A 25,335-nucleotide genomic window follows, 5' to 3' on the forward strand; every position below is an offset into this window, starting at 1 on the left:
AGGGGCCCCAGGGTGCGCAAAGTACTGGTGTGTGGGGCGGCGTTCGCCGCGACGTGTGTCTCCGCCGTGGCGCTCCCGGGAGGAGCGCACGCGAACTCCCCGGCGCCGACACCGTCCGCGACCGTCCCGGCGGTGCCGCCGGCGGACGGTCCCGGAACGACCGGGCCGTCCGGCGGGCCGGAGACGCCCGGAACGGAGTCGCCGTCGGCGTCGTCCACGACCCTGCCCGAGAACGGGCAGGGCGCCCCGGACGGCGAGCCCGACGGCACCGTCACCGCGCAGGCGGTCATGGTCACCCCGGAGCTGCCGAAGTTCCGCACCTACGCCTACGGCAAGGCCGCCGCGCAGAAGATCGACGCGTACTGGCGCGACAGCGGGCCCCGGGCCACGCCGCGCCCGGTCGTGCTGATCCTGCACGGCGGCTACTGGCTGCAGGGCGACAAGGGCGGCGGCTGGAAGTACTTCGCGCGGCGGCTGACCGAGGAGGGGTTCGTCGTCATGTCGGCGAACTACCGGCTCGCGCCGAAGGCGCACTGGCCGGCGCAGCGGGACGACTCGATGTCCGCGCTCGCCTTCATCAAGAAGCACGCCCGGGTGTGGAACGCCGACGCGTCGCGGGTCGCCGTGATCGGCTCGTCCGCCGGCGGGCAGCTCGCCACCCAGCTCGGCACGCTCGGCACGGGCACCCGGCAGGTCCGCGGCGTGGTCGCGCTGTCGCCGCCCAACAACCCCTTCCTCGCCTACACCGACGGCGCGAAGCCCGGCGCCACGCCCAGCCAGCGCAAGCTTCGGCAGGCCGTGGTCGACCTCATGAACTGCGTGCCCGGCGCCCGGACCGAGACCGGCACCGAGGCGGGCACCGGAACCGGCACCGGAACCGAGACCGGCGACGAGGGCTGCTGGCCGAGGCTGGACGACGCCAGCACCGTCACGCACGTCTCACCGGGGGACGCGCCGATGCTGTTCATGCACGCCACCGGCGACTTCGTCCCGGTCACCCAGAGCACCGGGCTGGCGGGCGCGCTGCGCGCCGCGGGCGTCGAGGCCACGGTCAAGACGGTCGAGGGCCACATGCACGCCGCACAGCTGCTGGAGGACGAGCACACCTACCCGACGATCGTGAGCTGGCTCAAGAAGAACCTCAAGCCGGGATCGACCGAGTAGCCGCCGCTCAGCCGTTCCAGACCATCAGGACCAGGATCACCAGCCAGAGCAGCGCGATGACGCCGGAGAGCGCGGCCAGCCGGCCGCGCTCCACCTCCGCCACCCCGCCCGCGGCGGTGGCCTGCTCCGTGGTCTTCTCCTCGGTCTTCTCCGCGGCCTCGGCTTCGCCGTCCGCCGCCTCGCCGGCCTCACCGGCGTCCGGGTGGACGGCCACCGCCGCGGGCTTCTCCTCGGCCGCCGCGAGCTCCAGCAGATGCGCGGCCTTCCGCTGGTCGCGCTCGACGATCAGCAGCAGCGCCAGCGCGACGATGAACAGCGTCATCGACACCGTCAGCCACACCTGCGCGAAGTTCCCCTCGGCCAGGCCCAGCCCGAACAGGAAGATGCCCAGCGCGCCGAGGCCGTAGACGCGGGTGGTCCAGTTGAGGAAGCGCACCACGGCCACGTTCCGCTTGCGGATGTAGCGGGGCGTGGACATGGTCGCGGCGGTCAGCGGCCCGAGCGTGAAGATCGCGAAGCCGATGTGCAGGATCAGCAGGATGCGATCGGAAGTCGACATGCCGCCGACCCTAGCCCCTGTCCGCGGTCAGCGGCGGCCGCGGCGCACTCTCAGGTAGTCGCTGACGACGTACTCGCCGAGCCGCTCGGCGTCCGGCGCGAAGACCCGGCCGCCGTTGCGCCGCGCGACCTCCTCCACGAACGACACGAGCCGCCGGTCGTCGGCCAGCATGAAGAAGTTCATGGTGGCGCCGCGCCGCGTCATCTTGTCGACCTCGGCGAGGGTGAGGACGAGCGTCTCGGTGGACGGCGGGTAGTCGAACAGCGAGCGGCCGTCCGGGCGCAGGTGCGCGGTCGGCTCCCCGTCGGTGACGACGAGCACGATCGGCTCGAAGTCGGGGTGCCGGTCCAGGTGCCGTCCGGCGATCATCAGCGCGTGGTGCAGGTTGGTGCCCTGCACCATGTCCCAGTCGAGCCCGGCCATCTCCTCGGGGTGCAGCGTGCGCGCGTAGTTGGAGAACCCGATGATCTCGATCGCGTCCTGCGGGAACTTGCTGGTCACGAGCGTGTGCAGGGCGAGCGTGGTCTGCTTGGCGACCGCCCACGTCCCGCGCAGCACCATCGAGTACGACAGGTCGACCAGCAGGCAGACGGCCGCGCCGGTGCGCCGCTCGGTCTCCTGCACCTCGAAGTCGTCCACGCCCAGTCTCACCGCGCCGCCCTGCCGCGGCACGCCGCGGTTGATCTGCACGACGTCGGCGGTGCTCGGCTCGACGACCTTCGCGAGCGACGGGCGCGCGACGAGGCCGGCGCCGTCCATGGCGCTGCGGCGGATCGCGTTGCTCACCGTCCGGACGACGTCGAGGGGCTGCTCGTCGCCGAACCGCCATTCCCGGCTGGCCCCGGTCAGCTCGCCGGCCTGGCCCGCGTCGCGCTGGTCGTGGTCGCCCTGCCGGCCGGACGTGAGCTGGGCGAACACCCGGCGCAGCGCGGTCTCGCCGAGCCGCCGCACCGCCTTCGGGGTCAGCTCCAGCTTGCCGCGGTTGCGGCGCAGGTAGCCCTGCCGCTCCAGCTCCTTCTCGATGCGGCGCAGCGCGTCGAGGTCGTCGACGGCCTGCCGGCCGAGCGCCCGCCGGACGGCCTTCTCGTCGATGTCGTCGAGCCGCGCGCCCGGGTAGTCCTGCCCGAGGGCCGCCTCCAGCTCGCTGAGGTCGGCCAGCTCCGCGAGCGCGGTGGTGGCGTCGCCCATGCCGAGCGGGTCGTCGCCGGTCATCTGCTCGGGCTGCCCCCAGCCGAGGTCGGGACGGCGGGACCGCAGCGCATCACCGAGCCGCGTCATCTCCATCGCGAGGCCTGCGTCCTGCATGGCCTGCTCCATCAGCCCGGCCAGCTCGGCGCGCTGCTCGGGGCTGAGCGAGGCGAGCAGCCGGTCCATCGCGGCGGCGCGGCGGGCGAGCGAGTCGACCAGTTCCTCCAGGTTCTGCGGATCGTCGGGGAACATGTCCCCGTACTGCTCCATGAACTGGTCGAAGTCGTCCTGGGTGTGCTCGCCGCGGGCGTCCCGCTCCAGCATCTCGTTGAGCGCGGCCATCATGTCCTTGACCCGCTCCATGGCGGCCGGGTCCTGGTTCTCCAGCGCCTGCTTCATGCCCTGGAACTGCGCGTCCAGGACCTCGCGGCGCAGCAGGTCCTTCAGCTGCTCGAACGTGCGGCGGGCCGCGTCGGACCGCCAGTCGTAGTCCGACAGCCGGCGGATCGCCTGCGAGGTGTCGGACGGCAGCGTGTCCAGCTCGGCCTCGCGCAGCCGCGCGTCGTCGCTCGGGTCGGGGAACAGCTCGGCCCGCTCCTGCCCGATCGCCGTGTCGAGCAGCGCGCGCGCCTCCTCCAGCGTGCCGTCGAGGCGGCCCCGGTCGCGCAGCGCGCGGCGCCGCTCCCGCACCTGGCGCAGCATGTCGTCGAGGCCCCGTAGATTCAGGGGCCGGTTCCCTTCGTTCGGCAGCCCGCGCCGCAGCAGCTCGCGCAGCGCGTCGTCGGGGCGGGTGCCGTCCAGCACCGCGTCGCCCATCGCGTCGAGGGCGTCGCGGACGTCGTACGGCGGGGCGAGCGGGTCGGGCCCGTCCTCGTAGGCCCCGTAGCGATAGCGGCTCATCGAAGCTCCTTACGCGTGGAGACCTCAGATCCGGACGGTCAGGTCCGGTAGGTGGCCGTCCCGTCGGACCGTCCCTCGGCGGTGTCCTTGGACAGCCGCCGGGTGAGGAACAGCCCCTCCAGGGCGAACTCCAGCGCGGCCGCGGCCTGCCCGGGGGACTCCCCGCTCAGCCCGAGCCGTTCCATGATCTTGGCGAGGCCGGGGACCTGGCCGATGCGGCGCAGCAGCTCGTTCGCCGGGACCAGCTCGCCCGACTCGACGCGCTCGCCGGAGTCGAACTTGTCGAGCAGCCCGGTCAGGTCGGCGGGACCCAGCGTCCGCCGGTAGGTCTCGGCGATCGCGCGGCGCAGCAGGTGCTCCAGCACCTCCTGCTCGCGGCCCTCCTCGCTGACCTCGAACTCCACCTTGCCCATCAGCGACGGCACGACCGCGTGCAGGTCGCAGACCCGCGCGACGGCGTGCTCCTCGCCGGTGAGCGCGGCGCGGCGCACCGCGCCCGCCGCGACGGTCTCCGCGCCCGCGAGCGCGAACCGCGCCGACACGCCGGACCGGGCGTCCACCGCCGTCGACTCCCGGACGAGCCGGGTGAACCGGCCGATCACCTCGATCAGGTGCTCGGGCACCTCGGCGGGCAGCCCGGCGAGGTCGGCGAAGTCGGACTCCTGCCGGATCAGCGCCAGCTCGGCGTCCAGTTCGAGCGGGTAGTGGGTGCGGATCTCCGCGCCGAAGCGGTCCTTCAGCGGGGTGATGATGCGGCCGCGGTTGGTGTAGTCCTCGGGGTTGGCGGACGCGACGAGCAGCACGTCCAGCGGCAGCCGCAGCGCGTAGCCGCGGATCTGCACGTCCCGCTCCTCCAGCACGTTCAGCAGCGAGACCTGGATGCGCTCGGCGAGGTCGGGCAGCTCGTTGATGGAGAAGACGCCGCGGTTGGTGCGCGGGACGAGCCCGAAGTGCACGGTCTCCGGGTCGCCGAGCGTGCGGCCCTCCGCCACCTTGATCGGGTCGACGTCGCCGATGAGGTCGCCGACGCTCGTGTCGGGGGTGGCGAGCTTCTCGCCGTACCGGTCGTCGCGGCGCAGCCACTCCACCGGCAGCCCGTCGCCCAGTTCGGCGGCGAGCCGGCGGCAGCGCACGCACACCGGCGCGTACGGGTGGTCGTTGATCTCGCAGCCGGCCACCACCGGGGTCCACTCGTCCAGCAGCCCGGCCAGGGTGCGGATCAGCCGCGTCTTGCCCTGGCCGCGCTCGCCCAGCAGCACCAGGTCGTGCCCGGCGAGCAGGGCGCGCTCCAGATGGGGGAGGACGGTGTCGTCGAACCCGAGGATGCCGGGGAAGCGCGGCTCGCCGGATCGCAGCCGGTCGAGCAGGTTGCGGCGGATCTCGGCCTTCACCGAAAGCTGGACGTGGCCGCTGTTGCGCAACTCGCCCAGTGTTGTCCCAGAGGGTGCCGTTTCACGGGGTGTCGATGGACGCACGCGACCGACACTACGTCGCCGTTCCGCGAAATCGCACCCTCGGCCCTCGGATTCGTCCGGTAGGCCGGACTCGCCGATGTTTGGGTGGAGCGCTCCCGGCGGGGGAGACTGGAGGTGTGAACGGAGCCGGTGAACGCAGTGCGGGAGGTGGCGCCGATGGCGCGTTTCGGTGATGGCCTGGCCCTCGGACCCGACCTGTCCAGCGCGGCCGCGTCGGCGGTCGAGCAGGCGCTCGCCCCGCTCAGCGCGGCGCCCGACCTGGTGTGCGTGTTCGTCACGGGCGACGACCCGGACGAGATCGAGGCGGCGGCCGTGGCCGCGGAGCGGGCGGCGGGGCCCGCGATGCTGCTCGGCTGCAGCGCGTCCGGGGTGATCGGCGCCGGGCGCGGGGTGGAGGAGCGCGGCGCGGTCAGCGCGTGGGCGGCGGTGCTGCCCGGCGCGCGGCTCGACGCGTTCCGGCTGGAGACCCTCAAGGCCGACGACCGCCTCGTCGTGGTCGGCATGCCGGAGGGGCAGGACGACGACGTGGTCGGCGTGCTGCTGGCCGACCCGTACAGCTTCCCCGTGGACGCCTTCGTGGAGCGCTCCGACGAGGCGCTGCCCGGCCTGCCGCTCGTCGGCGGCCTCGCCGAGAGCAGCGGGCCAGGCGAAGAAGGGGTGCCCGGCGAGGCGGCGCGCGGTGAGGCGCGGCTGTTCGTCGGCGGCGAGGTCTACGGGGACGGCGCGGTCGGCGTCGTGATCGGCGGGCCGGTCGCCGCCGCCACGGTCGTCAGCCAGGGCGCCCGCCCGATCGGGCCCGACATGGTGGTGACGAAGGCCGAGGAGAACGTCCTCTACGAGCTGGCGGGCGTCCCCGCTCTGGAGAAGCTGGAGCAGATCGTCCTCGAACTGCCGGAGGACGAGCAGGAGCTCGCCGGGCGCGGGCTGCTCATCGGCGTCGCGATGGACGAGTACGCCGACGAGCACGAGCACGGCGACTTCCTCGTCCGCGGGGTGGTGGGCGCCGACACCGACAGCGGCGCCATCGCGATCGGAGACGTCGTCGACGTGGGCCGCACCGTCCGGTTCCAGGTCCGGGACGCGGGCGCCGCCGAGGAGGACCTCGCCGCGCTGCTCGAACGGTTCGACCTGACGCCGGTCGAAGGCGCGCTGCTGTTCTCCTGCAACGGGCGCGGCCAGGCGATGTTCCCCGACTCCGACCACGACGCGAAGGTCCTCGACCGCGCGTTCGGCCCGGCCGGGGTGGGCGGGTTCTTCGCCGCCGGCGAGATCGGCCCGGTGTCGGGACGCAACCACGTGCACGGCTTCACCGCGTCCATCCTCGCGTTCGGCCGCGGGGAGAGCTCTTGAGCGTCCTCGCCATCGACCCCGTCCTTGCCATCGACATAGGCGGGACGAAGCTCGCCGCCGCGATCGTCGAACCGGACGGCAGCGTCGCCGCCCACGACCGCGCCCCCACCCCGAACATGCCGGGCGTGGACGGCGAGGAGCTGTGGGGCGCGCTGGACGCGCTGCTCGCCAAACTGCTCGCCGACGCCGGCGACCCGCCGCTCGCGGGCGTCGGCGTCGGCTGCGGCGGGCCCATGACGTGGCCCGCCGCCGAGGTGTCCCCGCTGAACATCCCGGCGTGGCGCGGCTTCCCGCTGCGGGAGCGGCTCCGCGCCCGCCATCCGGGCCTGCCCGTCCGCATCCACAACGACGCGATCTGCGTCGCGGTGGGGGAGCACTGGCTCGGCGCCGGACGCGGGCACGACAACGTCCTCGGCATGGTGGTGTCCACAGGTGTCGGCGGCGGCCTGATCCTCGGCGGCCACCTCGTCAACGGCGCCAGCGGCAACGCCGGGCACATCGGCCACGTCATCGTCGAGCCGGACGGGCCGCCGTGCGCCTGCGGGGGCCGCGGCTGCCTGGAGGCGATCGCGCGCGGTCCCGGACTGGTCGCGTGGGCGCAGCAGCAGGGCTGGCGGCCCCGCGGCAGCGACGTCACCGGCGTGGAACTGGCCGCCGACGCGCGCCGCGGCGACCCGGTCGCCGGATCGGCGATGCGGCGCGCCGGACGCGCCATCGGCCTCGCGATCGCGTCCGCCACCCACCTGTGCGACCTGGAGGTCGCCGCGATCGGCGGCGGTCTCTCCCAGGCCGGCCCGCTGCTGTTCGACCCGATGAACGAGGCGTTCCGGACGCACGCCCGGATGGACTTCGCGCGCCGCGCCCGGATCGTCCCGGCCGCGCTCGGCCAGACCGCCGGGCTCGTCGGCGCCGCCGCCCTGGTCTACGCGCAAGATCGCTACTGGAGTGCGGGCTGAGCGGGGCGGGTGCGAGGATCGGGGCATGACCACCGTCAGCGTCACCGACGTCCGAGCTGCGCAAGACCTGCTCAGCGAGGTCGCCGTTCCCACCCCCCTGCTCCCGTCCCGGGTCCTGTCCGAGCAACTCGGCGGGCCCGTCCTGCTGAAATGCGAGAACCTGCAGCGCACCGGCTCGTTCAAGATCCGCGGCGCGTACGTGCGGATCGCCCGGCTCACCGGGGCCGAGCGGGCCGGCGGCGTCGTCGCCGCCAGCGCCGGCAACCACGCGCAGGGCGTCGCGCTCGCCGCGTCCATGCTCGGCTGCAAGGCCACCGTGTTCATGCCGGTCGGCGCGCCCCTCCCCAAGATCGCCGCGACCCGCGGCTACGGCGCCGAGGTCGTGTTCCCCGGCCCGACCGTCGACGACTGCCTCATCGCCGCGCAGAAGTACGCCGGCGAGTGCGGCGCCGTGTTCATCCACCCGTTCGACCACCCCGACGTCGCCGCCGGGCAGGGCACGATCGGGCTGGAGATCATGGAGCAGTGCCCGGACGTCCGGACGATCGTGGCGCCGGTGGGCGGCGGCGGCCTGCTGTCCGGCATCGCCGCGGCGGCCAAGGGCGCGGTGAAGGAGACCGGCGGCCGGGACATCAAGATCCTCGGCGCGCAGGCCAAGCGCGCGGCCGCGTTCCCGCCCTCGCTGGCGGCCGGCCGGCCCGTCCAGATCGAGCTGGAGCCGACCATGGCGGACGGGATCGCCGTCGGCCGTCCCGGCGACCTCACCTACGCCCTGTTCACCGAGCTGGTGGACGCCGTCGTGACCGTCACCGAGGAGTCCATCTCGCAGGCGCTGCTGCTCTGCCTCGAACGCGCCAAGCAGGTCGTCGAGCCCGCCGGCGCCGCCGGGATCGCGGCGCTGCTGGAGCACGCGTACGCGGTCGAGCCGCCCGTCGTGGTGCTGCTGTCCGGCGGCAACATCGACCCGCTGCTGCTGTCGAAGGTGCTGCGGCACGGCCTCGCCGGCGCCGGGCGGTACCTCGTCGTCCGCTGCCGGCTGAAAGACCGTCCCGGCGCCCTGGTGACCCTGCTGGGCGAGCTCGCCGAACTGGGCGTCAACGTGCTGGACGTGATGCACGAGCGCGTCGCCGCCCGCCTCCACGTCGAGGAGGCCGAGGTCCTCATGCACCTGGAGACGCGAGGGGCCGACCACTCCGAAGACGTGATCGGCCGCCTGCGCGAGAAGGGCTACACCCTCACCCTGAGCTGAGCGTCACAGGGACGGCTTGCCCGCCGAGTAGAGCCACGCCTTGGCCCACGCGTCCAGGTTCTCGTGGGAGAGGCGCTCGGCGAACCGGACGAAGTCCGCCGTGGAGGCGTTGCCGTACCGGTGGGCGGCGGGCCACGCCTTCAGCAGCCGGTAGAAGTCCCGGTCGCCGATGGTCGTGCGCAGCACGTGGATCGCCATCGCCCCGCGGTCGTAGACGAGCCCGTCGAAGATGTGGTCGCGGCCCGGGTCGGCGACCTCGCCCTTCCACAGGCCGTCGCTCGCCGGGGTCGCGTACACGGCGTCGAAGCTCTTCTGGACGGGCGTGCCGTTCTCGTGCTCGGCCCACAGCCATTCCGAGTACGTCGCGAAGCCCTCGTTCAGCCAGATGTCGGACCACTTCGCCGGGGACACCGCGTCCCCGAACCACTGGTGGCCCAGCTCGTGCGCGAGGAGGCCGGCGCTCGGGATGCTGCCCGGCCGGCGGCCCAGGTCGTACACGGGACGTCCCTGCGTCTCCAGCGCGTACCCGACGCCGGCCTTGACGACGATCCCGCCCGTCGAGGTGAACGGGTAGCGGCCGTAGGTGGCCGCCTGGAAGTCGGTGACCTCGGCGGTCTGGTCGTGGAACGTCTTCGCGTCGTCCGGCTTGATGGCCATCGCCTGGTCGGTGGCGGTCAGGTTCGGGATGCCCGACCCCGTCCGCCCCTTCAGGACGTCGTACTTGCCGATCGCGACCATGGCGAGTTCGCTGGCCATCGGGTGGCGCACGTCCCAGCGGGTGGTCGTCCAGCCGTGCTTGGTCCGCGTGCCGCGCGGGTCGCCGTTGGCGAGCGTGGTGAGGTCCTTCGGCGCCGACAGCGTGAACGTGTACGTCGCCTTGTCGGTCGGGTGGTCGTTCACCGGGTAGACGGTCGCGGCGCCGAACGGCTGGTTGAGCATCACCGCGCCGTCCGCCGTCGGGATCCAGCCGGACGTGCCCAGCGTCGCGTCGTTGATCGTCGCGGGGACGCCCGAGTACGCGACCGTCACCGTGAAGTGCCGGTGCTTCCGCAGCCCCTTGCGCGGCGTGATGACCAGTTCCTGGGCGCCGGTCCGCGTGAAGGACGCCTGGTGCCCGTTCACCCGCAGCGACGAGATCTTCAGCGGGCCGAGGAAGTCGAGGTCGAACCGGGACAGGTTCTGCGTCGCCGTCGCCTTGATCCTGGTGACGGCCTGGATGCCCTTGGTGGCGGGGTCGTACTTCAGGCCGATGTCATAGTGGGCGACGTCGTAGCCGCCGTTGCCCATGTCGGGGAAGTAGGGGTCGCCCGCGCCGGGCGCGCCGGGGGTGAACCGCGCGGTGGCGGCGCCCGCGGGCGCGGCGGTCACCGCAAGGCTCGCGGCCACGCCCAGCGACACGGCGGCCAGGGCTCTCGGAGTTCTGCTCATCGACCTCGTCCTCGGATCCTCGGTAAGCCGTCACAACCGTGATCAAGACTTTCTCGCGATCCGGGGCCGTGCAAGCGCGATTTGGTCTCGAATTCGCTCGGCCGAGGCGATTTTGTGGCCGGATCCGGCATCCGCCCCACTACTTCGCTGGACGCCACTACTTCGCTGGACGCCACTACTTCGCTGGACGGCCCTTCTGGTAGAGCCAGTCGTCGAAGAACGTGTCGAGGTTCTTGCCCGACACCTTGTTCGCCAGCGCGATGAACTGCTCCGTCGTCCCGCTGGAGTGCGCGCGCTCCTTCGTCCACGTCCGGAGGATCTTGTAGAAGGTGTCCTCGCCGACCCGGCCGCGCAGCGCCACCAGCGTCATGCCGCCCCGGTCGTACACCGAGCGGCCGAACATCTGCTTGCGTCCCGGGTTGCCGGGCGGGACGTTCCACAGCTCGCCGGCGCCGAGGCCCTCGTACGCCTCGTCGAAGTGCTCCTGGACGGTCGGGCCGCCGGTCTTCTCGTCCCACAGCCACTCGGCGTAGGTGGCGAAGCCCTCGTTCAGCCAGATGTCCTGCCAGCGGGTGAGGCTGACGCTGTCGCCGAACCACTGGTGCGCCAGCTCGTGCGCGACGATGGTCGGCTGCAGCCCGAACGCCCCGTACACCGGGCGGGTCTGCGTCTCCAGCGCGAAGCCGACGTCGGCGTTGTCGATCAGCCCGCCGGTGGAGGAGAACGGGTAGGGGCCGAACAGCTTCGTCCACTCCTCGGTGATGTCGCCGTTCAGCTTGTGGAACTGGTCGAGGCTCACGCCGGACAGCGTCGGGTCGACCGCGGTGATGTTCGGGATCCCGCTCGCCGTCTTGCTCGACCGCACCCCGAAACGGCCCACGTTGACGGTCGCCAGGTAGGTGGCCATGGGGTTCTTGACGTGCCACTTCGACGTCGTCATGGCGCGCTTCTTCGTGCCGGTGAGGGAGACCGGTTCGAGGCCGGGGCCGTCCGTGCCGGGGCCGCCCGTCGGTGCGCCGGGCAGGGTCGGCGTCCCGCCCGTCCCCTCGGGCGGCGTCTCCGGCTCGCCGTTGGCGATGACCGTCAGGCCCTGCGGGACCGTGATCTCGAAGTCGAACGTGGCCTTGTCGCTCGGATGGTCGTTGCTCGGGAACCAGGTGTGCGCGCCGCTCGGCTGGCACGCGATGAACACGCCGTCCGGCGTGCGGATCCAGCCGTAGGTGCCGAGCACCGGGTCCGACACCGGCTTCGGGGTTCCCGAGTACTTGATGACCGTGGTGAACTTCGTCCCCTTCCGCAGGGGCTTGGCCGGGGTGACCTCCAGCTCGTCGCCGCCGCGCTGCTGCCGCGCGGGCGCCCCGTCCACCTTGATGGACGCGATGTCCAGGCCGGCCAGGTCGAGGTTGAAGCGGGCGAGGCGCTCGGTCGCGGTCGCGGTGATCGTCGCGGTGCCGTCGAGCTGCTTCGCCCCGTTCGGGTCGATGGTGAGCTTCAGCCCGTAGTGCTGGACGTCGTAGCCGCCGTTGCCGTCGCCCGGCACGTAGTTGTCGCCCGCGGTCGTCGGGCCCGCCGGCCCGGTCGCCGCGCCCGCCGGCGACTCGCCGGACCCGCCCGCGTCGTCGCCGCCGAGCGGGACCTGGCAGGCTGCGCTCAGCGACGCCGCGACGGCGAGGGCGGCCAGCCCCGCGGTACCGCGGACGGCACGTGACCCATGCGGGCGGGGGCTGGGGGAGTTTCCGGCCATATGCACGCGCCCAGCCTGCCCGTACCGGTGCCCGCCGGGCAACTCAGCCGCCCGCAGGCGCGCTCGTCAGCGGAACTCGTACGGGTTGGGAAGGCCCGGGTGGGCCTTGACGACGACCGTGTGCGCCACCTTGCAGTGGAGGGCCTGCTTACGCGGGTCGAACAGGATCCACAGGATGTCGATGAAACCGATGCAGCCGCAGATGCCGCCGAGGACGCTGTAGAACGCCGAACGCCCCAGTGCCTGGCCGGTGCTGATCGCCTGCCCGTCCTCGTCCCGGACGACACGGATGCGCAGCAGCATCTTGCCGAGCGTCTGCCCCCACTTGGCGTGCATCAGCCAGAAGTAGAGGAACGCGACGATGACGCTGACGGCGTTCGTCCCGACCTGGGCGCCGTTGTAGAACGACGTGCCCGGCTCCGGATTGACGACCCGGTCCCAGTTGATGAACGGGATGGAGATCAGGCCCGCGACGATCCCCACGATGATGAGGTCGAGGATGCCGGCGCCGAGGCGCGCCCACCGGCTCGCGAGCTCGGCCTGCGGGGCGCCGTAGCCGCCCCCGCCGTACCCGGGCACGTTCCCGTACCCGGGCTGCCCGGCGTAGGGCGACTGCCCGTAGGACTGCTCGCCGTAGGGCTGCTGACCGCCGTACGGCTGCTGGCCTCCGTATCCGGGCTGGCCGCCGTAGGGCTGCTGGCCGCCGTACGGCTGCTCCCCGTACGGCTGTTGCCCGCCTTGGGGCTGCTGCTGCCCGGACTGCTGCTCGCCGTACCGGGGCAGGCCGCCGTACGGCCCGCCCTCGTACGGTCCCGGCCGTCCGGGCTCCTCGTGTCCATGCGGCCGGTTCTCCTCCGGCCCTTCCCCGGACGCGGGGTCTCTCGGCGGTTGCGTCATGTCGTCAGCGTGGCCGCGCCACCGCCGTCCAAACATCGCCGCGTCCGGGAGTGCCCGAAATGTTCGCCTGCCGGTGATCAAACTTTGCCGGGGCCGCCGGCCTGCTCCCGCCCGGACGTCCGCGCGTACGGGTTCGGCGTCCACGGCGTCGCCTTCATCACCACGGTGCCCGCCACCTTGTCGTGCAAGGCCTGGCGCCGCTCGTCCCACAGGATCCAGGCGTTGTCGAGCAGGCCGACGAGTCCGAGGATGCCCGCGGCGGGTGTGACGAAGTTGAGCACCACCGTGACGATGGTGATGGCATAGACGAACGCCTGCCGGGCGACCGCCTGGCCCCACGTCACCGCGGACCGGTCGGACGCCTTCACCACCCGGATGCTGAACGCCTTCTTGCCGAGCGTCTGGCCGAACTTGGCGTGCAGGACGGTGAAGTACCCGAAGCCCAGCACGAAGACGACCGCGTACCCGATCAGCAGCACCGGGATGTTGTACATGTCCATCGGGTCGGTGATCGGCTCGCCGGACTCTGCGGCGTCCATGAACCTGTCCCAGCGGATGGAGACCAGCGCCGCCGGGATGGCCACGATGCTGAGGACGACGCTGTCCAGAATGCCCGCGCCTAGCCGGGCGAGACGTCCGGCCGGCGCGTCCTGCGGGCCGCCGGGCGCGCCGTAACCGGGCAGCGGCGGCGCCTGGGGCAGCGGCTGGTTGTACTGGGGCGGACCGGGCTGCCCGTACTGGGCCGCCTGCGGAGGCGGGGTCTGGCCGGGCTGGGAGCCGTACGTCCCCTGGAAGGGCGGCGGACGTTCGGCGGACGGTTGCTGAGGATCGGGGGTCGCCTGATCGTCGTCCGAAGGCCGGGGGTTCTGAGGGGGTTCACTCATGCCCCCACAGTGTGCCCGCTACCGGCCACGCCCAGGTCACGGAAAAGCCCGGCCCCGGACGCGCGTCCGAGGCCGGGCCCCCGAGTCACCGGCCGTCACAGGTTGCCGCGGCGCTCCTGCTCCCGCTCGATCGCCTCGAACAGGGCCTTGAAGTTGCCCTTGCCGAAGCCGAGCGAGCCGTGCCGCTCGATCAGCTCGAAGAACACGGTCGGACGGTCCTGGACGGGCTTGGTGAAGATCTGCAGCAGGTAGCCGTCCTCGTCCCGGTCGACCAGGATGCGGCGCTTCTGCAGCTCCTCGATCGGTACCCGCACCTCACCGATCCGCTCGCGCAGTTCGGCGTCCTGGTAGTAGGAGTCGGGGCTCTCCAGGAACTCGACGCCGGCGGCGCGCATCCGGTCGACCGACGCCAGGATGTCGTTCGTGGCGAGCGCGATGTGCTGCACGCCCGGACTGCCGTAGAACTCCAGGTACTCGTCGATCTGCGACTTGCGCGCGCTCTCCGCGGGCTCGTTCAGCGGGAACTTCACCTTGCGGGTGCCGTCCGCGACGACCTTGGACATCAGCGCCGAGTACTCCGTCGCGATGTCGTCGCCGATGAACTCCGCCATGTCGGTGAAGCCCATGACGCGGTGGTAGAAGTCGGCCCACTCGTCCATGCGCTCGACGTTGCCGACGCAGTGGTCGATGGCCTGGAAGTACCGCTTCTCCGGCCCGTCCACGATGGGGTCGGCGGGCGCGAACCCCGGCAGGTAGGGGCCGGTGTAGTTGGAGCGGTCGACCAGCGAGTGCCGTGTCTCGCCGTAGGTGGCGATCGCCGCGATGGTCACCTTGCCGTGCTCGTCCTCCAGGACGTGCGGCTCCTCCAAGCCCTTCGCGCCCTTCGCGACCGCGTGCCGGTAGGCGTGCTCCACGTCCGGGACCTCGATCGCGAGGTCGACGACCCCGTCGCCGTGCGCGGCGATGTGCCGGCCGATCTCCGTGCCCGCCTTCACCGGGCCGCGGAACACGAACCGGGCGCCGCCCGACTCCAGCACGTGCACCGCCTCGTCGGGGCTGCCGTTCTCCGGGCCCCGGTAGGCGACCCTGCGCATCCCGAACGCGGTCGAGTAGTAGTGGGCGGCCTGCTTGGCGTTGCCGACGGCGAAGACGACGGCGTCCATACCCTTGACCGGAAACTCATCCATGCCCACTAATCTCGGCATACGGCTACAAGGTGCGCAAGGGTCGCGTGAATCGCTGGGCAATCTGTACAGTGAACTCGGGTACCGACCGGTATTCCTGTACATGGTGACCACGGTCACGTGGAGGTGTCGTGGCGATCGACGAACTGGACGCGCGGCTGATCGGGATGTTCACCGCCGAGCCGCGCGTCGGCGTGCTGGAGGCGTCCCGCCGGCTCGGCGTCGCGCGCGGCACCGTCCAGGCGCGGCTCGACCGGCTCGCCCGGGACGGCGTCGTCGCCGGCTTCGGCCCGGAGATCGACCCGGCCGCCCTCGGCTACGGCGTGACCGCGTTCGTCACCCTGCAACTGCGTCAGGCGGGCGGCCACGACCCGGTCGCCGCGCGCCTCGCCCAGGTCCCCGAGGTGATCGAGGCGCACACCATCACGGGCCCCGGCGACATGCTGTGCCGCATCGTCGCCCGCAGCAACACCGACCTGCAACGCGTCATCGACGAGATCGTGGACGTCGGAGGCGTCGAACGCGCCTCCTCAGTGATCTCCCTGGCCAACCAGATCCCCTACCGCACCCTTCCCCTGGTGCGCGCCGCCGCCAAGGAAGAGGACCAATGAGCGGCGCCCGTTGCGGTTCATCCGCCTGGAGGCGTCTGAACCGCAACGGGCGCCGCGTAAAACCACCATCCCGCGCGTATTGCTCGGTGCGCTAGGGAGAGGCCGCCTTCCCCATGGGTTCGCCGGGTCGCAAGGGCGTCGCGTAGAACCGTCTGCCCGCGCTTGCCGAGGTCACTGTCTCAGGCGGCGCCGTAGGGCGTCGCGTCGAGGATCTCCACCGTCATGGAGCGGCCGTTGGGGAGGGTGTAGCTGGCCTTGTCGCCGACCTTCTTGCCGTCGATGGCGGCGCCGAGGGGCGACTTGGGCGAGTAGACGTCGATGGGGGCGCCGACCTCCTCGCGGGAGGCGAGCAGGAAGGTGACCTCCTCGTCGTCCCCTTCGAAGGAGACCGTGACGGTCATGCCGGGGCCGACGACCCCCTCGGTGCGCGGAGCCTCGCCGACGCGCGCGTTCTCCAGGATGGCCTGGAGTTGGAGGATGCGGCCCTCGATCTTGCCCTGTTCCTCCTTGGCCGCGTGGTAGCCGCCGTTCTCGCGCAGGTCGCCCTCCTCCCGCGCCGCCTCGATCTTCTGAGCGATCTCGATGCGGCCCGGGCCCGACAAATGGTCCAGCTCAGCCTTGAGCCGGTCGTACGCCTCCTGGGTCAGCCAGGTGACGTTGTCAGCGCGGGTCTCGGTCACGGGTACTCCTCATCCACATGTTGCGATCCTCACCCGCCCACGCGGGTGGGTGTCACATCGACATGAAGTGCGGCCGGGTGAAACCTCTAGCCTATCCGGTGTGTGCGGGTAAAGGTTCCCTGAACTCGGCGTCCGCAATCCGCCAATCGTTCGTCCTACACCGTGCGGCAGTCGCCGATGCGGGCCCCGGTCGCGCGGCGCGGCGTCGTCAGCGTCTCCGTCCCCTTGATGCCGGACTTCCCGGCCGGGACGGAGACCTCCTTCTTCGCCAGGACCACGAAGTCGGTGTCGTAGGCGTCCACCGTGCAGCGGACCTCGTCGTCCGTCCCCTTGGCCACCGTGTAGTTGATCGTCACGCTGGTGTCGGTGATGTCGTAGGAGACGGTCTGCGGGACGATCCCGGGAGTCTGCCCGGCGTGCGCGGCGAGAATCCCGATGCCGGCCGCCATCAGCGCGGCCAGCAGGCCGGCGATCACCATCCCGGCGCGGCCGCGCCGGGGCTCGGCGGGCGCCGCTGGTTTCGACACGCTCGTCGTCATGGCGGGGAATCTCCGTGCGGTGTGCGGACGTTGTCAGGGACAATTCTCGTCTGTGCCGGCGCATGCCTCGAACCGGGGGGGCGCCAAGAGAGTCCGGAGAGGAAGATCCGTGTCCGAGGTCATCGACGGTACGACGCTCGACCGGCCGTGCGGCGGCGGCGAGCACCCGCTGCGGCTCATGGCGGTGCACGCCCACCCCGACGACGAGTCCAGCAAGGGCGCGGCCACGATGGCGAAGTACGTCGCGGACGGCGTCGAGGTCCTCGTCGTCACCTGCACGGGCGGGGAGCGCGGCGACATCCTGAACCCCGCGATGGACCGGCCGGAGGTCAAGGCCGGCATCGGCAAGGTGCGCGAGGCGGAGATGGCGCGGGCGCGGGAGATCCTCGGCGTCCAGCAGCGCTGGCTCGGCTTCGTCGACTCCGGGTTCCCGGAGGGCGACCCGCTGCCGCCGCTGCCGGACGGCTGCTTCGCGCTGGAGCCGCTGGAGACCGCGACCGAGCCGCTGGTGCGCGCCGTCCGCGAGTTCCGCCCGCACGTGATGCTCACCTACGACGAGAAGGGCGGCTACCCCCACCCCGACCACGTGAAGTGCCACGAGGTGTCGGTGGAGGCGTTCGAGGCCGCGGGCGACCCGGAGCGCTACCCGGGCGCGGGCGAGCCCTGGCAGCCGCTCAAGCTCTACTACCACCTGACCTTCAACAAGGAGCGCATCCTCGCTCTCCATGCCGCGATGGAGCAGGCCGGCCTGGAGTCGCCCTACCACGACTGGATCAAGCGCTTCGACGAGGAGAGCGAGAAGCGCGCCAAGTGGGACGTGACGACCCGCGTCCCGTGCGCCGACCACTTCGAGACCAGGGACCGCGCCCTCCTCGCCCACGCCACCCAGATCGACCCCAACGGGTTCTGGTTCGTCGTCCCGATGGACGTCCAGCGCGAGGCATGGCCGACCGAGGACTACCATTTGGCCAGGTCCCTCGTCGACACCGAGGTGCCGGAGGACGACCTGTTCGCCGGCATCCGGGAGAAGGTGTGTCTGTAATGCCTCCCCTCTACGCCATGCCGCTGAACGACGACACGGTCACGCCCGGCGTGCTCGGCTTCGTGGTCTTCCTCGCCCTCCTGGTCGCGACGGTCTTCCTGATCCGCTCCATGAGCAAGCAGATGAAGAAGATCCAGGCGCCCAGCGAGGAGGACCTGAAGCAGCAGGCGTGGGAGCGCGCCCAGCAGGAGAAGGACGCCGCGGCGGCGAAGAGCCCCGGCGACGACGCCTGAGCCGTCCGGTTCGATCGGGCCGCGTCCGGGGAGGACCCTCGTCGTGTGCGCGAACTTCGAGGACGCCTCCCCGGGCGACGAGGCCGATCTCCGCCGGCGCCTGGACCGCGCCCTCACCCCGGAGACCGCGGTCGACGACCCCCAGGCCGCGGCCCTGCTGGACCGCGAACGCTGGTCGCAGGCCGCCGAGGTCATGCGGGAGCACCTCGGCCGGGCGGAGGACGACGGCGACCAGCGCGCGATCCTGGTGGCACGCCACGACCTCGCCCGCACCCTCATCAGGACGGACGACCTGGACCGCGCCATCGAACTGCTCGGCCCGCTCCCGGACGAGTTCGCCGCCCTCCCCGATCCGGACGACCACCACCGCGCCCGCGCCCTGACGACCCTGGGCGAGGCGCACCTGCGCGCGCGGCGCCCGGTCGCGGCCACCAACTTCTTCGGCCAGGCGCTGGAGATCCTGCGGAAGCACGGCACGCGCGACGAGCAGGCGGCCATGTTCGTCCACATCGCCGACGCCGCTCACCAGCGAGCCGACCACGCCGCCGAGACGGCGGCCCTGATCCGCGCCACCGACCTCGTCCGGGACGCCGATCCCGGCTAGGCCTTGCGGTGGTCCCAGCTGACGATGCGGTCGGGCTCCATGACGATGAGGACGCGCTTGGAGATGGCCTGCTCGATGCCCTCGGCGATCACCGGGTCGATCGGCTCGCCGATCTTCGGGACGGGCAGGCCGGCCATGCGGGACCCGACGACCATGCCGACCTTGCTGCGCGGTTTCGGGTCCTCGATGACGAGGCCGCGCCCGTAGAGGGCGACGCCGCGCAACTCGCCGTACTCGACGCCGTCCTCGACCAGGCAGGTCATCGTGGGGTTGCGGCGCAGGTTCAGCACCTTCTGCGACGCCTTGTACGTGGTGAAGGCGATCTTGCCGTCGAGCAGCGTGTAGAACATCGTGACGAGGTGCGGCTCGCCGTCCTTGCCGACGGTCGCGATCTGGACCTTGAAGTTGTCCGCGAGGTAGGCGTCCACCTCGTCCGGCGTCATCTTGATCTTGTCGCGCTTGCTCCCGGCCAACGGGGCCTCCCTGGCTCGCCTGTATCGCGCACAGAATAACCAAGCGCTTGCATGCTTCCGCACCCGGCACCATGGGGGGATGTCGGTTCGCGATCTGACCGTTCTCGGGTCCGCCAGCGCGGTGCCCACCAAGGCCCGCAACCACAACGGCTACCTGCTGCGCTGGGACGGGCACGGCGTGCTGTTCGACCCGGGCGAGGGGACGCAGCGGCAGATGTCGCGCGCCGGGGTCTCCGCGAACGACGTCACCTGGATCTGCGTGACGCACTTCCACGGCGACCACTGCCTCGGCGTGCCCGGCATCGTCCAGCGCATCGCCCGCGACGGCGTCGAGCACCCGGTGGACGCGGCGTTCCCGGCGAGCGGGCGGCGCTACTGGGAGCGGCTGCGGCACGCGACCGCCTTCCACGACACCGGCGTGATCCGCGAGCGGCCCGTGTCCGGCGAGCGGATGCCGCTCGACACCGGCGACGCCCCGTTCACCCTGGTCGCGCGGCGGCTGTCGCACCCCGTCGAGGCGTACGGGTACCGGCTGGAGGAACCGGACGGCCGCACCATGCTGCCCGCCGAACTCGCCGCGCGGGGCGTCCGCGGGCCGATGATCCGGCGGCTCCAGGAGGACGGCCGGGTCACCGCCCCGGACGGCCGCACGGTCACCCTCGACGAATGCAGCGTGCCCCGTCCGGGGCAGAAGGTCGCGTTCGTCATGGACACCCGGCTGTGCGACGGCGTCCGCGAACTGGCCGGCGGCGTCGACATGCTCGTCATCGAGTCGACGTTCCTGCACGAGGACGCCGCGCTGGCCGCCGAGTACGGGCACCTGACGGCGGCGCAGGCGGGCGCGGCCGCGGCGGAGGCGGGCGTCCGGCACCTCGTCCTGACCCACTTCTCCGAGCGGTACCCCGCCGCGGACGAGCACCGCTACGTGGACGAGGCGTCCGCCGTGTTCGGCGGCGAGATCACGCTCGTCCACGACCTCGACCGGATCCCGATGCCGCCGCGCCGACTGACCGAGCCGCAACGGGGGGAGGATTGACGGCATGGCTGACGAGTGCGATGTCGTGGTGATCGGTCTGGGCCCCGGCGGAGAGGACGCCGCCGGGAGACTGGCGGAAGCGGGCCTTTCCGTCGTCGCGGTGGAGTCCCGGCTGGTCGGCGGGGAATGCCCGTACTACGCCTGCGTCCCCACCAAGATGATGGTGCGCGCGGCCGGGCTGCTCGAAGAGGCCCGCCGCATCCCCGGAATGGCAGGCGGAGCGACGGTCACCCCGGACTGGGCGCCGGTCGCCACCCGCATCCGCGAAGAGGCGACCGACTCGTGGGACGACAAGGTCGCCGCCGACCGCCTCACCGGCAAGGGCGCGACACTCGTCCGCGGCGAGGGCCGCATCACCGCTCCCAACGAGGTCACCGTCAACGACCAGGTCTTCCACGCCCGCCGCGGCATCGTCCTCAACACCGGCACGGCTCCCACGGCCCCGCCCATCGACGGCCTCGCGGACACCCCGTTCTGGACGAACCGCGAAGCCGTCCAGGCCACCGAGGCCCCCGCCTCACTCCTCGTCCTCGGCGGAGGCGTCGTCGGCGCCGAGATGGCGCAGGTCTTCTCCCGCTTCGGCAGCCGCGTCACCATCGTCGAAGCGGGCGACCGCCTCCTCTCCAACGAGGAACCCGAGTCGAGCGCCCTCATCAAGGAAGTCTTCGAACGCGAAGGCATAGGCGTCCGCACCGGCGCGAACGTCACCGCCGTCACCCACGAGAACAACGAATTCACCATGCACCTCGGCGACGAGACCCTCACCGCCGACCGCCTCCTCATCGCGACCGGCCGCCGCCCCAACCTGAAGGGCCTCGGCCTCGACCACATCGGCCTGGACGAGAACGCCCGAAGCATCTCAGTCGACGGCCACATGCGCGCCGCCGACGGCGTGTGGGCGATCGGCGACATCACCGGCATGGGCGCGTTCACGCACGTCTCCATGTACCAGGCGGCCATCGCCGTCCGCGACATCCTCGGCGAGGAGGGCTCACCCGCCGCCTACCGAGCCGTCCCCCGCGTCACCTTCACCGACCCGGAAATAGCCTCCGTCGGTTTGACCGAGGCCCAGGCCCGCGATCAGAACCTCCCGATCCGCACCGGCATGGCGAAAATCCCCGAGTCGGCCCGCGGCTGGATCCACAAGGTCGGCAACGACGGCTTCATCAAACTCGTCGAGAACACCGAATGGGGCACCCTGGTCGGCGCCACCGCCGTCGGCCCGTCCGCCGGCGAGGTCCTCGGCTTCCTCGCGGTCGCCGTCCACACCGAAACCCCCACCACCACCCTCCGCGACATGATGTACGCCTACCCCACCTTCCACCGAGCCATCGAAACCGCCCTCGCCGACCTCACGTGACCTGCCTCCCTGTCAGGCCGTCCTTGAGAATCGGTAGGTAGCCCTCCCCGCGCCGGCGTCTCGTTCCACGGCCCGCCGGGAAGACAAGGACCGATGTAAGGACCTCCGCAACGAGCGCCCGTCTTTGACGAAGGCCGTAACCGCCTTCGTTCGGACGCATCTCCCAGCGTCGGAGTCTTTCGGGCCCGTCATCGTTGAAGCATGCCTCGACCGCCTCCCAAGCCCGCTTCTCCGCCAGAAGGTCGTCGAGGATTTCGCTGAGGACGGTCGCCCGCTGCCGGAACAGCGTCTCCGTGATGTCTCCCAGCCGCTGCCGTGTCCGGAGTTCGTCCAGCCTGCCCTGGATGGCGTTGAGCTCTCGGGCTCGGCTCCACGCGGGCTGCTTCAGGACGCCTGGCCGTCCGGCGGCGAGCACGCCGAGGACGAGGTCGGCCACCTCGCGGTCCATCCACTCGCCTCGTACGGCGCTGCCGCCGCATCCGCCGTCGCTCCTCGGGCGGCATGCGTACCGGTACGTGGATTGACCGGCCTTGGTGGCACAGCCTGACATGACGCATCTGCAGAGCCCTCCGTCCACCTCGCGGCCGCAGAGGAGAAACCCGGAGAGCAGGTACTTGCGCGGTGTGCGTCCCCTGCCGGCGCGGCTCCGGCCGCCTGGAGCCCGGTGGCGCGGTGCGTGCCGTTCCCGGACGGCCGCCCACTCGGACGGGCTGACGATGGGCTCCCACGAGCCGAGAACGGGTTCGCCGGCCTGGTCGGTGACGATCAGGCCGTCGAGCATCCGCAGTCCGGCGAGGCGCGGGCTGGAGATGATCTGCTTGACGGTCTGAGTTCGCCAAGGGCCGCCGTTCTCGGTGGGGATGCCCGAGCCTGTGAAGATCTGTGTGATCGAGCCCCAGGGACGACCCTCTACGCAGGCTGCCACGGCCTCGCGGATGACCGCGGCCTCCTCCGGAACGACCTCGATGGTGCCGGGGGATCCCGGAACGGGGCGATAGCCGAAGGTCCGTCCGCCCGTATGCGCGATTCCCCGCTGCGCCTGCGCGGCGTGCCATCGTCGCGTCCGGTCACTGCGCCTCGAGTTCTCACGCATCACCGTTGACACGTCCTGCAGGCCGGACTCCTCCGCGTCTGGGGCGTACAGGTCGCGCTGTCCCCGCCAATCCATGAAGAGGCGTCCGGGGGCGGCGCGAAAGGCGGTCACGAAGCGTTCCCACTGAGCCGGTGTCTTGTAGATCCGGTCGACGTCCACCGTGATTACGCCTTGGACGGGCTCGCCATCGGCGGTGCGGCCGTGGTGCATGTCGGCGAGCATCGCCTCGAAGCCGGGCCGGTGCTCGCCGCGGCTCGCCGACCTGTCGTTGTCCGTGTACCGCTTGATCACGATGGCCCCCGCGTCACGCGCCATCGCCTCGCAAGCGGTGTGCTGAGCCTCCACGCCGAGCACACTGGCGAGCGTCCGCCGTTTCCCCGAAAGGTCGCTGATCCGCGCATACGCGACGAGAGAGAGCCTGGTGGGGTTCATGTCTCCTCCGGGGGTCGGCCTGCGGGCACGAGTCGGAGGTTACGGTCCGGGTCGGACAGTTCGCAGTGGGTGATCGCGAGGGGCTGCAGGGCGTATGAGAGGCTGGAGGGGTGAATCGACTAGCTCAAGCTACGTCGCCCTATCTCCTTCAGCACGCCACCAATCCGGTCGACTGGTGGGAATGGGGAGAGGAGGCGATCGCGGAGGCAAAGCGGCGGGACGTGCCCATACTGCTCTCAGTAGGGTACGCATCCTGCCACTGGTAGCTCCGCTGACCTCACTGGTGTCATGTGATGGCTCATCAGTCCTTTGAGGACGGTGAGACCGCGCGGGTCATGAACGAACTGTTCGTGAACATCAAGGTGGATCGGGAGGAGCGGCCCGACATCGACGCCGTCTACATGGAGGCGACCCAGGCCATGACGGGCCAGGGCGGGTGGCCGATGACGGTGTTCATGACCCCGGAGGGGCATCCGTTCTACTGCGGGACGTACTTTCCGCGCACGCAGTTCCAGGCGCTGCTGCAGGCCGTCCACAAGGCGTGGACGGAGCAGCGCGACGAGGTGGTCGGGCAGGGGCAGCAGGTCGTCGCGGCGCTCAGTTCGCGGGGGTCGGGGCTGGCCGGGACGCAGGTGCCCGGCGAGGAGATGCTCGCGCACGCGGTGAAGGTGCTCGCCGGGTCCTACGACGCGGCGCGCGGCGGGTTCGGGGGCGCGCCCAAGTTCCCGCCGTCGATGGCGCTGGAGTTCCTGCTGCGGCACCACGCGCGGACGGGGGACGGTGAGTCGCTCGCGATGGCGTCGCACACCCTGGAGGCGATGGCCCGGGGCGGGATGTACGACCAGCTCGGCGGCGGGTTCGCGCGGTACTCGGTGGACGCGGGGTGGGTCGTTCCGCACTTCGAGAAGATGCTCTACGACAACGCGCTGCTGGCGCGGGTCTACGCGCACTGGTGGCGGCTCAGCGGGACGCCGTTCGCGCGGCGGATCGCGCTGGAGACGTGCGACTGGATGCTGCGCGACCTGCGCACGAACGAGGGTGGCCTTGCGTCGGCTCTGGACGCTGATAGTGAAGGCGTTGAGGGCAAGTATTACGTGTGGACGCCGGGGCAGTTGCGTGAAGTGCTCGGGGAAGACGATGGCGCGTTTGCGGAGAGCCTGTTTGAGGTGACGGGGACGTTCGAGCATGGGACGTCGGTTCTGCAGCTTCTGAGCGACCCCGATGACGTTGAACGGTACGAGCGTGTGCGGACGGCACTGTTGTCGGCGCGCGCGCACAGGATTCCTCCGGCGCGGGACGACAAGGTCGTTGCCGCGTGGAACGGGCTTGCCGTTGCTGCGTTGGCCGAGTGCGGTGCTCTGTTCGACCGGCCGGATCTCGTTCGGGCGGCCGAGGAGGTGGCGCGGCTGCTGGTGGACGTCCACGAGCGCGACGGGCGGCTGACGCGGACGTCCAAGGACGGCGTGGCGGGCGCCAACTCGGGTGTCCTGGAGGACTACGCCGACGTGGCCGAGGGGCTGATCGCACTGCACGCCGTCACCGGCGACCCGCGTCACGTGCGGCTGGCCGGCGAGCTGCTGAACACCGTCCTCGAACGGTTCGCGGACGGCGGCGGCGGCTTCTACGACACGGCCGACGATGCGGAGCGGCTGTTCCGGCGCCCGCAGGACCCGACCGACAACGCGACACCGTCCGGGCAGTTCGCGGCGGCGGGTGCGCTGCTGTCGTTCGCGGCGCTCACCGGCTCGGACTGGCACCGGCAGGCCGCCGAGGCGGCGCTGGCCCCGGCCGGGACGCTCGCCCGCGAGCACGCGCGGTTCGCGGGCTGGGGGCTGGCCGTGGCGGAGGCGCACGCGACCGGTCCGGTGGAGATCGCCGTGATCGGCGACCCGGCCGACGAGCGGACGAAGGCGCTGCACCGGACGGCCCTCATGTCGGTCGCGCCGGGCGCGGTGGTGAGCGTCGGCCCGCCGGACGCGGAGGGCGTCCCGCTCCTGGAGGGGCGCGGACTGGTGGACGAGGTGCCGGCCGCGTACGTGTGCCGCGGGTTCGTGTGCCGCCTCCCGGTGACGACCCAGGCCGACCTGAACCGCGAACTACGTGGGCAATTGGACTGATGGTCCACTTTTGTGGCAACGTGACCTTGGTCTCGTTCAGGCTTTGTGTTACTACTGAGTAGCCGAGCCGGAACTGACCCGATGGGGTGCGGCGGGCGAGGGTGCCGGACGGCGGGGCCGGGTATCTGGACGGTGGC

The 25,335-nt window shown here is 71.6% G+C and carries 22 protein-coding genes and 1 pseudogene; 11 read left to right on the plus strand and 12 right to left on the minus strand.

Going from position 1 to position 25,335, the window contains the following annotated elements; translation table 11 throughout:
- Nucleotides 1-12: 12 nt before the first annotated feature.
- Nucleotides 13-1,164: an alpha/beta hydrolase gene (locus HUX53_RS02555; protein WP_309237012.1), complete on the plus strand. Its 1,152-nt coding sequence runs from the start codon at nt 13-15 to the stop codon at nt 1,162-1,164.
- A gap of 7 nt (nt 1,165-1,171) precedes the next feature.
- Here the strand turns inward: HUX53_RS02555 and HUX53_RS02560 are convergent, their stop codons facing one another.
- Genes HUX53_RS02560 through HUX53_RS02570 form a run of 3 tightly spaced genes read right to left on the minus strand, consistent with a single transcriptional unit; the run spans nt 1,172 to nt 5,286 of the window.
- Nucleotides 1,172-1,723 (minus strand): hypothetical protein, encoded by a 552-nt coding sequence (locus HUX53_RS02560; protein WP_176401563.1) that lies wholly within the window; start codon nt 1,721-1,723, stop codon nt 1,172-1,174.
- A 27-nt stretch (nt 1,724-1,750) separates the two neighbouring features.
- The gene (locus tag HUX53_RS02565; protein WP_176401564.1) at nt 1,751-3,811 is read right to left on the minus strand and encodes a VWA domain-containing protein; all 2,061 of its coding nucleotides are present in this window, start codon (nt 3,809-3,811) and stop codon (nt 1,751-1,753) included.
- 38 nt (nt 3,812-3,849) lie between these two features.
- Nucleotides 3,850-5,286, minus strand: a complete 1,437-nt coding sequence (locus HUX53_RS02570; protein ID WP_176401565.1) for a sigma 54-interacting transcriptional regulator — start codon at nt 5,284-5,286, stop codon at nt 3,850-3,852.
- Nucleotides 5,287-5,442: 156 nt separating this feature from the next.
- On the opposite strand from HUX53_RS02570, the gene HUX53_RS02575 reads away from it, so the two are divergent.
- From HUX53_RS02575 to ilvA, 3 genes are read left to right on the plus strand one after another with little or no spacing between them, the layout of a single operon-like run.
- A complete protein-coding gene (locus tag HUX53_RS02575; RefSeq protein WP_176401589.1) occupies nt 5,443-6,636 on the plus strand; it encodes an FIST N-terminal domain-containing protein in 1,194 nt (397 codons plus the stop codon).
- The gene (locus tag HUX53_RS02580; RefSeq protein WP_217919000.1) at nt 6,633-7,592 is read left to right on the plus strand and encodes an ROK family protein; all 960 of its coding nucleotides are present in this window, start codon (nt 6,633-6,635) and stop codon (nt 7,590-7,592) included. Before HUX53_RS02575 ends, HUX53_RS02580 begins: the two co-directional genes overlap by 4 nt.
- A 25-nt stretch (nt 7,593-7,617) precedes the next feature.
- Nucleotides 7,618-8,841: a threonine ammonia-lyase gene (ilvA, locus tag HUX53_RS02585; protein ID WP_176401566.1), complete on the plus strand. Its 1,224-nt coding sequence runs from the start codon at nt 7,618-7,620 to the stop codon at nt 8,839-8,841.
- 3 nt (nt 8,842-8,844) lie between these two features.
- Here ilvA and HUX53_RS02590 read toward each other — a convergent pair whose 3' ends face one another.
- The 5 genes from HUX53_RS02590 to hppD form a co-directional block, all read right to left on the minus strand.
- Complete coding sequence (locus HUX53_RS02590; RefSeq protein WP_176401567.1) at nt 8,845-10,269, minus strand: M1 family metallopeptidase; 1,425 nt, start codon at nt 10,267-10,269, stop codon at nt 8,845-8,847.
- Nucleotides 10,270-10,444: 175 nt separating this feature from the next.
- Nucleotides 10,445-12,013 (minus strand): M1 family metallopeptidase, encoded by a 1,569-nt coding sequence (locus HUX53_RS02595; protein ID WP_176401591.1) that lies wholly within the window; start codon nt 12,011-12,013, stop codon nt 10,445-10,447.
- A 66-nt stretch (nt 12,014-12,079) separates the two neighbouring features.
- Entirely contained in the window at nt 12,080-12,910 is an 831-nt protein-coding gene (locus HUX53_RS02600) for an RDD family protein (protein WP_176401568.1), read from the minus strand.
- 77 nt (nt 12,911-12,987) lie between these two features.
- The gene (locus tag HUX53_RS02605; protein ID WP_176401569.1) at nt 12,988-13,794 is read right to left on the minus strand and encodes an RDD family protein; all 807 of its coding nucleotides are present in this window, start codon (nt 13,792-13,794) and stop codon (nt 12,988-12,990) included.
- Between the two features lie 95 nt (nt 13,795-13,889).
- Nucleotides 13,890-14,981, minus strand: coding sequence for a 4-hydroxyphenylpyruvate dioxygenase (gene hppD, locus HUX53_RS02610; RefSeq protein WP_176401570.1), 1,092 nt, complete (start codon nt 14,979-14,981; stop codon nt 13,890-13,892).
- A gap of 128 nt (nt 14,982-15,109) precedes the next feature.
- On the opposite strand from hppD, the gene HUX53_RS02615 reads away from it, so the two are divergent.
- Nucleotides 15,110-15,589, plus strand: a complete 480-nt coding sequence (locus HUX53_RS02615; protein WP_176401571.1) for an Lrp/AsnC family transcriptional regulator — start codon at nt 15,110-15,112, stop codon at nt 15,587-15,589.
- A gap of 179 nt (nt 15,590-15,768) precedes the next feature.
- Here HUX53_RS02615 and greA read toward each other — a convergent pair whose 3' ends face one another.
- Nucleotides 15,769-16,269, minus strand: coding sequence for a transcription elongation factor GreA (greA, locus tag HUX53_RS02620; RefSeq protein ID WP_176401572.1), 501 nt, complete (start codon nt 16,267-16,269; stop codon nt 15,769-15,771).
- Between the two features lie 155 nt (nt 16,270-16,424).
- Nucleotides 16,425-16,808 carry a DUF4307 domain-containing protein gene (locus HUX53_RS02625; protein ID WP_176401573.1) on the minus strand — a complete coding sequence of 128 codons (384 nt, stop codon included), beginning with the start codon at nt 16,806-16,808 and terminating at the stop codon, nt 16,425-16,427.
- A 178-nt stretch (nt 16,809-16,986) separates the two neighbouring features.
- Here HUX53_RS02625 and mca point away from each other — a divergent pair, with 178 nt between their 5' ends.
- From mca to HUX53_RS02640, 3 genes are read left to right on the plus strand one after another with little or no spacing between them, the layout of a single operon-like run.
- Nucleotides 16,987-17,850 carry a mycothiol conjugate amidase Mca gene (gene mca, locus HUX53_RS02630; RefSeq protein ID WP_176401592.1) on the plus strand — a complete coding sequence of 288 codons (864 nt, stop codon included), beginning with the start codon at nt 16,987-16,989 and terminating at the stop codon, nt 17,848-17,850.
- Nucleotides 17,850-18,083: a hypothetical protein gene (locus HUX53_RS02635; protein ID WP_176401574.1), complete on the plus strand. Its 234-nt coding sequence runs from the start codon at nt 17,850-17,852 to the stop codon at nt 18,081-18,083. The genes mca and HUX53_RS02635 overlap by 1 nt, the downstream gene beginning before the upstream one ends.
- Nucleotides 18,084-18,126: 43 nt before the next feature.
- Entirely contained in the window at nt 18,127-18,687 is a 561-nt protein-coding gene (locus tag HUX53_RS02640; RefSeq protein WP_176401575.1) for a tetratricopeptide repeat protein, read from the plus strand.
- Here HUX53_RS02640 and HUX53_RS02645 read toward each other — a convergent pair.
- Nucleotides 18,684-19,160, minus strand: a complete 477-nt coding sequence (locus tag HUX53_RS02645; protein WP_176401576.1) for a pyridoxamine 5'-phosphate oxidase family protein — start codon at nt 19,158-19,160, stop codon at nt 18,684-18,686. The genes HUX53_RS02640 and HUX53_RS02645 overlap by 4 nt on opposite strands.
- Before the next feature lie 79 nt (nt 19,161-19,239).
- Here HUX53_RS02645 and HUX53_RS02650 point away from each other — a divergent pair, with 79 nt between their 5' ends.
- Complete coding sequence (locus HUX53_RS02650; protein ID WP_176401577.1) at nt 19,240-20,196, plus strand: ribonuclease Z; 957 nt, start codon at nt 19,240-19,242, stop codon at nt 20,194-20,196.
- A 4-nt stretch (nt 20,197-20,200) separates the two neighbouring features.
- Nucleotides 20,201-21,556, plus strand: coding sequence for an NAD(P)/FAD-dependent oxidoreductase (locus HUX53_RS02655; protein ID WP_176401578.1), 1,356 nt, complete (start codon nt 20,201-20,203; stop codon nt 21,554-21,556).
- Here the strand turns inward: HUX53_RS02655 and HUX53_RS02660 are convergent.
- The gene (locus tag HUX53_RS02660) at nt 21,549-23,081 is read right to left on the minus strand and encodes a recombinase family protein (protein WP_176401579.1); all 1,533 of its coding nucleotides are present in this window, start codon (nt 23,079-23,081) and stop codon (nt 21,549-21,551) included. The two genes, HUX53_RS02655 and HUX53_RS02660, sit on opposite strands and share 8 nt — an antisense overlap.
- Before the next feature lie 110 nt (nt 23,082-23,191).
- On the opposite strand from HUX53_RS02660, the pseudogene HUX53_RS02665 reads away from it, so the two are divergent.
- Nucleotides 23,192-25,198, plus strand: a pseudogene (locus HUX53_RS02665) (thioredoxin domain-containing protein).
- Nucleotides 25,199-25,335 lie beyond the last annotated feature (137 nt).

This window comes from Actinomadura sp. BRA 177, assembly GCF_013372625.1.
Classification (GTDB): Bacteria; Actinomycetota; Actinomycetes; order Streptosporangiales; family Streptosporangiaceae; genus Spirillospora.